We start from the raw sequence: 5,385 nt of genomic DNA, 5'->3' as shown, positions 1-5,385 counted from the left end.
GGCCGGCACACCGCAGGGCGCGACGCTCGCGCTGGCCGACGACCGCAGCCCCGAATTGCCGTCGACGTCCGACATCGCGATCGTCGACCGTTACGGCCAGGCGCTGTCGATGACGACGAGCGTCGAAGATGCGTTCGGCTCGCGGCTGATGGTGCGCGGCTTCATGCTGAACAACCAGCTCACCGACTTCTCGTTCGTGTCGAACGACAACGGCCGGCCGGTCGCGAACCGCGTGCAGCCGGGCAAGCGGCCGCGCTCGGCGATGTCGCCGGAACTCGTATTCGACAAGAAGACGAAACAGGTGACGATGATCGTCGGCTCGGCCGGCGGCCCCGCGATCATCAATCACGTCGCGAAGACGCTGGTGGGCGTGCTCGACTGGGGGATGACGATGCAGCAGGCGATCGCGCTGCCGAACTTCGGGTCGATGAACGGGCCGACCCAGCTGGAACGCAGTCGTGTGTCGGAGGCGCTCGCCGACGGGCTGAAGGGCCGCGGGCACGACGTGCGGGTCGTCGAGATGAACTCGGGGCTGCAGGGGATCCAGCGGCTGAACGTGCAGGGGCAGACGGTGTGGTTCGGCGGCGCGGATCCGCGGCGGGAAGGCGTGGCGATGGGGGAGTGAGGCAAGCCGCGGCATGCGCGATCGACGCACATTAAACTGACGTCCTCCCTCCTCCACCGACGCACCGCGCCATGAACACGACAACGCTCCTGCTGTACGTCATTGCCGTCTCCGCCGTCACGGTCATGCCCGGCCCCACGATGCTGCTGGCGCTGAACAACGGCGCCACGCGCGGCATGCGCATCGCTGCGTACGGCATCGCCGGCGCTGCGCTGTCCGACCTGATCCTGATCGGCGCGGTCGGATGCGGACTTGGCGCGATCATGCAGGCGTCGGAGCATCTGTTCGCGGTGCTGAAATGGGTGGGCGCCGCGTACCTGCTGTACCTCGCGTGGCGCATCGGCACGTCGGGCGAAGTGAAGGCACACGGCGGCAAGCCGCGGCCGAGGACGTTCATCGAAGCCGCCGCTTTCCAGTGGATCAATCCGAAGGCATGGATGATGGTGCTGACCGCCGCGACGACGGTCCGCCTGTCCGGCGACTACGGGATGAACGCCGCGTGGATGGCCGTCGTGTTCATCCTGATCGGCTTCCCGTGCATCTGCCTGTGGGCCGCTTTCGGCCTCGGCCTGCGCCTGCGCCTCGTGCAGGGGCGGCTGGCCGGATGTCTCGGCCCAGGGCCGGGGCAGCCAGCCCATCAGGGCGGCGACGGCCAGGCTGCACACCAGGATGACCGCCACCGCGGCGCTGGCCAGCAAGGGGTGCAGGTTGCGACGCGGTGACGCGTTATTGGATACGGGAGTATTCACGATGGTTCTCCATCAACGGTACGGCCCGTTGTATAGCATTTGGGCGCGGTATCGACGTGTTGCGATCGTGACGCTTTGCAAGGCCTGCGCGGACGATCTGCCTGCATTCTGGGACAATGGCCGCCATGGATAAGCCGATTCCGCTGCCCGAACTGGAACAAGCCATCAATTTCTGGCGCAACCGCCTGCCCTCGCAGGGCGAAGAGGCGCGCCTGTGCGCCGAAGCCGCCGCCCTGGCCACCCCTTATGCGCTGATGATCATCGGCCATCGGCGGGAAATCGCATCCGCCGAACTGGATGAGGCGGCGCTGGCGGCATACCGGGGGTGGCGCGCCGCCCATGGGGCGGAGTAAATCCCGCCGGCGCCCGGCCCCTGGCGGAAGCCAGGCGCCCGGTCAAGGCAGCAGCGCCTTGATGTCGTGGGCCAGGGCGTCGGCGCCCAGGGTATTGTTGGCCAGCACGCGCGATTCACCCTCGGCGTCGAACAGGTAGAAGGCCGCGGTGTGGTCCATGGTGTAGTTCTTGCCGCCTTCGGTAGGCACCTTGGCGTAGTAGGCCTTGAACGACGCCGCCGCCTGCTTGACCTGTTCGGGCGTGCCGGTCAGGCCCAGGAAGCGCGAATCGAACGTGGTTACATATTGCTTGAGGATATCGGGCGTGTCGCGCTCTGGGTCGACCGTGATCAGCAGCACCTGCACGCGGTCGGCATCGTCGCCCAGCTTCTGCATGACTTGCGACAGTTCCGCCAACGACGTGGGGCACACATCGGGGCACTGGGTAAAGCCGAAGAACACCACCACCGCTTTGCCGGCGAAATCTTTCAGGGTGCGGGGCTGGCCGTTGTGGTCGGTCAGGGACATGGCCTGGCCCAGCTTGGTGCCAGTGATGTCGTTGCCCTTGAAACTGGGCGCGGGTTCGCCGCAGGCCGCCAGGGCGCCGGCCAGCGCAACGGCCGCCGCGCCGCGCAGCAGCGCGCGGCGGTAAGTGGAAAACGCGGACATGAAACAGGTCTCCTCAGGCCAGCAGCGCGGCCCAGTGGTCCATCAGCAAGGCGGCAAACAGCAGCGCCAGGTACAGAATGGAAAAGCGGAACATGCGGCGCGCCAGCGCGTCGCTGTACTGGCGGTACAGGCGCCAGGCGTACGCCACGAACAGCCCGCCCAGGGCCAGCGCGCACACCAGGTACAGCAGCCCGCTCATGCGGATGACATAGGGCAGCACGGTGGTGGCCACCAAGGCCAGGCTGTACAGCAGGATATGCAGGCGGGTAAAGCGCTGCCCGTGGGTGACCGGCAGCATGGGCAGGCCGGCCTTGGCGTAATCGTGGTTGCGGTATAGCGCCAGGGCCCAGAAATGCGGCGGGGTCCAGATGAAGATGATCAGCACCAGCACCCAGGCCTCGGCCGGCACGGCATCGGCCACGGCGGCCCAACCCAGGGCGGGCGGCATGGCGCCCGACAGGCCTCCGATGACGATGTTCTGCGGCGTGCGCGGCTTGAGAATGACGGTATAGATGACCGCATAGCCCACGAAGGTGGCGAACGTCAGCCACATGGTCAGCGGGTTCACCAGGTGATACAGCACCAGCATGCCGGTGCCACCCAGCAGGCCGGACAGCGTGATGACCTGGTTGGACGAGATGGTGCCGCGCGCGGTGGCGCGACGGGCGGTGCGCAGCATGCGCGCATCGATTTCCTGTTCGATCAGGCAATTGATGGCGAAGGCCGCGGCCGCCAGCAGCCAGATGCCCACGGTGCCGAACACAACGCGGCTGGGGTCTGGCATGCCCGGCACGGCCAGGAACATACCGATAATGGCGCAGAACACGGCAAGCTGTGTCACGCGCGGCTTGGTCAGCACAAGATACTGGCGCAGCAGTCCGGTTTGGGGGGCGGCAAGACTGGTCATGGCGGCTATTTTAAACGGGCTGCGGCTCCAGGGCCCGCGCCGGGGCGTGGCCGGCCGTGGCCAGGCGCACCAGCATGACCACGCACGCCAGCGTCAGCCCGGCCGCGCCGCCGTTATGCAGCACGGCGATCAGCAGGGGCCACTGGAAGAAAATGGTGGTCAGGCCGGTGAACAATTGCGCCGCCAGCAGCGCCATCACCAGGGTGGCCGGGCCGCGCAGCCCCGGTTCGGCGCGCAGCCGCCAGGCCAGCACGCCCAGGTAGGCCAGCACGATGAAGGCGAAATTGCGGTGCACCCAGTGAATGGCGGTTAGCGCATTCTGCGAGATCATTTCGCCGGACGGCAGCTCGCCCAGCCCGCGTATCACGGAAAACCCGCTGTGGAAGTCCATGTCGGGCAGCCACTGGCCATGGCAGGTGGGAAAATCCAGGCAGGCCAGCGCGGCGTAGTTGGTGCTGACCCAGCCGCCCAGCGTGATCTGCACCAGCAGCAGCAGCATGCCGCCCACCAGCCAGGGGCGCCAGCGCGCCGCGGCGGCGGCAATAGGCAGATGCGGGCGTTCGCGCGCCGACAGCCAGGTCATCAGCGCCAGTACCGACAGGCCGAACACCAGGTGCGCCGTCACCACGGCCGGCATCAGTTTGTGCGTGACTGTCCAGGCCCCGAATGCGCCCTGCACGCACACGGCCACCAGGGTGGCAATGGCCAGTGCGGGCGAGCGGCCCAGTTCGCGCCGGTAGCGCCAGGCCATGAACACAATGGCGATGATCAGCATGCCCAGAAAGGCCCCGACATAGCGGTGGATCATTTCGATCCAGGCCTTGGACAGCGTCACGGGCCCGAACGGCATGGCTTGCGAAGCCTGGTGGATGTCGCCCATGGCGCCCAGCGGCGTCAACTTGCCATAACAGCCCGGCCAATCGGGGCAGCCCAGGCCGGAATCGGTCAGGCGCACGAAGGCGCCGAACATGATCAAGTCCAGCGTCAGGAACCAGGTGAAGAACACCAGCTTGCGGTAGCGTGTTTTGATGCGATCCATGATGAATGCGGAACCTAGCCGACGCGCGAGTTATAGACCAGTTTGCTGATGTCTTTGCGCACCTTGACACCGTCGGCATTGGCCGGGAACTGCAGCATCAGATTGCCCAGCGGATCGATGACCCAGATGGGGTCGAGCAGGCCGGGCTGGCCTGCCACGGTATCGCGCGCCAGCAGGAAACGCGCCAGTTGCTCGGGCCGGGCGCGCACCATGACCGTACCCTTGTAGGCTTCGAGCACTTTGGCGGGCACTTCGGCGTCGTCGGTGATGAACCACACGCGCGCCAGGCGATCGACGTTCTTGCCCTGGCTGGCGTGCGAGTTGCGGGTAATGAACAGTTTGCGCGCGCAGGCTTCGGGGCAGTCGCCCGGGCCCGCGCTCAACAGCAGCCATTTGCCTTCCAGGCTTTTCAGGTCGAAGGGCTGGCCGTCCAGGGTGGTCAGCTGCAGTTCGCTGGCCGGCGGAATGGGGCGTTGCGGATCCAGCAAGGCGCCATAGTTGCTGGCTTCGTCGGGCCACCACTGGGGGTTGTTGTACACCACGATGGCCGCCAGGATGGGCGCCAGCGAACACAGAAAGACCAGCACCAGCGGCAGCAGCGAGCGTTTCCTGGCGGGGGCGTTTGTAGTGGAGGTTTCGCGAGCCACGAGTCTGTTTTCCTGAATATCGTATAGGTATCGATGAATATCGGGCGGGCCTAGCCTGCCTGGCGATGGCGTCGCCACGCGCGCCAGGCAACCGCCAGCCAGGCCAGGGCGGCGATCGCGGCGAACGAGAACCACTGCAGGGCATAGCCCTGGTTCTGGTTGTAGTCCACCGAAGGCTGCGGCCAGTCGCGCACCAGGGCGTCGCTGCCGCGGGCCTGCATCAGCACGGCCGGCAACAACACCAGGCCTGTCGCCTGGCCGTAGGCGGGCAGGTCCAGGTTCTGCACCTGCGGCGGCGCCCCGCCGGCCACCGGCAGTGTAGCGGGTAGTTGCCCCTGCCGCGCCCCGCCCAGCGACCACAGTTCGAACAGGCGCGGCACGCGCAGCGCCAGTTCCCCGGCTACGCTTTGCGGGCCC

The 5,385-nt window shown here is 66.9% G+C and carries 8 protein-coding genes; 3 read left to right on the top strand and 5 right to left on the bottom strand.

Annotation, left to right across the window (positions count from 1 at the left end; genetic code table 11):
* The 3 genes from LPZ50_RS21260 to LPZ50_RS21250 form a co-directional block, all read left to right on the top strand.
* Positions 1-625, top strand: a 625-nt coding sequence (locus LPZ50_RS21260; protein ID WP_230664710.1) for a gamma-glutamyltransferase, incomplete at its 5' end; no start/stop codon positions are given.
* A gap of 71 nt (positions 626-696) precedes the next feature.
* On the top strand, positions 697-1,347 hold the full coding sequence (locus LPZ50_RS21255) for a LysE family translocator (protein WP_329957690.1): 651 nt from the start codon (positions 697-699) through the stop codon (positions 1,345-1,347).
* Positions 1,348-1,499: 152 nt separating this feature from the next.
* Entirely contained in the window at positions 1,500-1,727 is a 228-nt protein-coding gene (locus LPZ50_RS21250; protein WP_230664708.1) for a DUF3717 domain-containing protein, read from the top strand.
* 42 nt (positions 1,728-1,769) lie between these two features.
* Here LPZ50_RS21250 and LPZ50_RS21245 read toward each other — a convergent pair whose 3' ends face one another.
* The 5 genes from LPZ50_RS21245 to LPZ50_RS21225 all read right to left on the bottom strand — a co-directional run.
* The gene (locus tag LPZ50_RS21245; RefSeq protein WP_230664706.1) at positions 1,770-2,375 is read right to left on the bottom strand and encodes an SCO family protein; all 606 of its coding nucleotides are present in this window, start codon (positions 2,373-2,375) and stop codon (positions 1,770-1,772) included.
* Between the two features lie 13 nt (positions 2,376-2,388).
* Entirely contained in the window at positions 2,389-3,282 is an 894-nt protein-coding gene (cyoE, locus tag LPZ50_RS21240; protein WP_230664705.1) for a heme o synthase, read from the bottom strand.
* Between the two features lie 10 nt (positions 3,283-3,292).
* Complete coding sequence (locus LPZ50_RS21235; protein WP_230664703.1) at positions 3,293-4,321, bottom strand: COX15/CtaA family protein; 1,029 nt, start codon at positions 4,319-4,321, stop codon at positions 3,293-3,295.
* A 14-nt stretch (positions 4,322-4,335) separates the two neighbouring features.
* The gene (locus LPZ50_RS21230) at positions 4,336-4,968 is read right to left on the bottom strand and encodes an SCO family protein (RefSeq protein ID WP_230664701.1); all 633 of its coding nucleotides are present in this window, start codon (positions 4,966-4,968) and stop codon (positions 4,336-4,338) included.
* Positions 4,969-5,018: 50 nt separating this feature from the next.
* Positions 5,019-5,385, bottom strand: a 367-nt coding sequence (locus LPZ50_RS21225) for an SURF1 family cytochrome oxidase biogenesis protein (RefSeq protein ID WP_329957689.1), incomplete at its 5' end; no start/stop codon positions are given.

The sequence above is a fragment of the Bordetella petrii genome, from assembly GCF_020991325.1.
In the GTDB taxonomy this organism is placed as follows: Bacteria; Pseudomonadota; Gammaproteobacteria; order Burkholderiales; family Burkholderiaceae_B; genus Bordetella_A; species Bordetella_A petrii_E.
This window is presented reverse-complemented; position numbering and strand designations above follow the sequence as displayed.

Excerpts from the sequence above, each read along its gene's own strand:
- LPZ50_RS21255 (WP_329957690.1), top strand. The coding sequence starts at position 697 with ATGAACACGACAACGCTCCTGCTGTACGTCATTGCCGTCTCCGCCGTC.
- LPZ50_RS21250 (WP_230664708.1), top strand. The coding sequence starts at position 1,500 with ATGGATAAGCCGATTCCGCTGCCCGAACTGGAACAAGCCATCAATTTC.
- LPZ50_RS21245 (WP_230664706.1), bottom strand. The coding sequence starts at position 2,375 with ATGTCCGCGTTTTCCACTTACCGCCGCGCGCTGCTGCGCGGCGCGGCG.
- cyoE (WP_230664705.1), bottom strand. The coding sequence starts at position 3,282 with ATGACCAGTCTTGCCGCCCCCCAAACCGGACTGCTGCGCCAGTATCTT.
- LPZ50_RS21235 (WP_230664703.1), bottom strand. The coding sequence starts at position 4,321 with ATGGATCGCATCAAAACACGCTACCGCAAGCTGGTGTTCTTCACCTGG.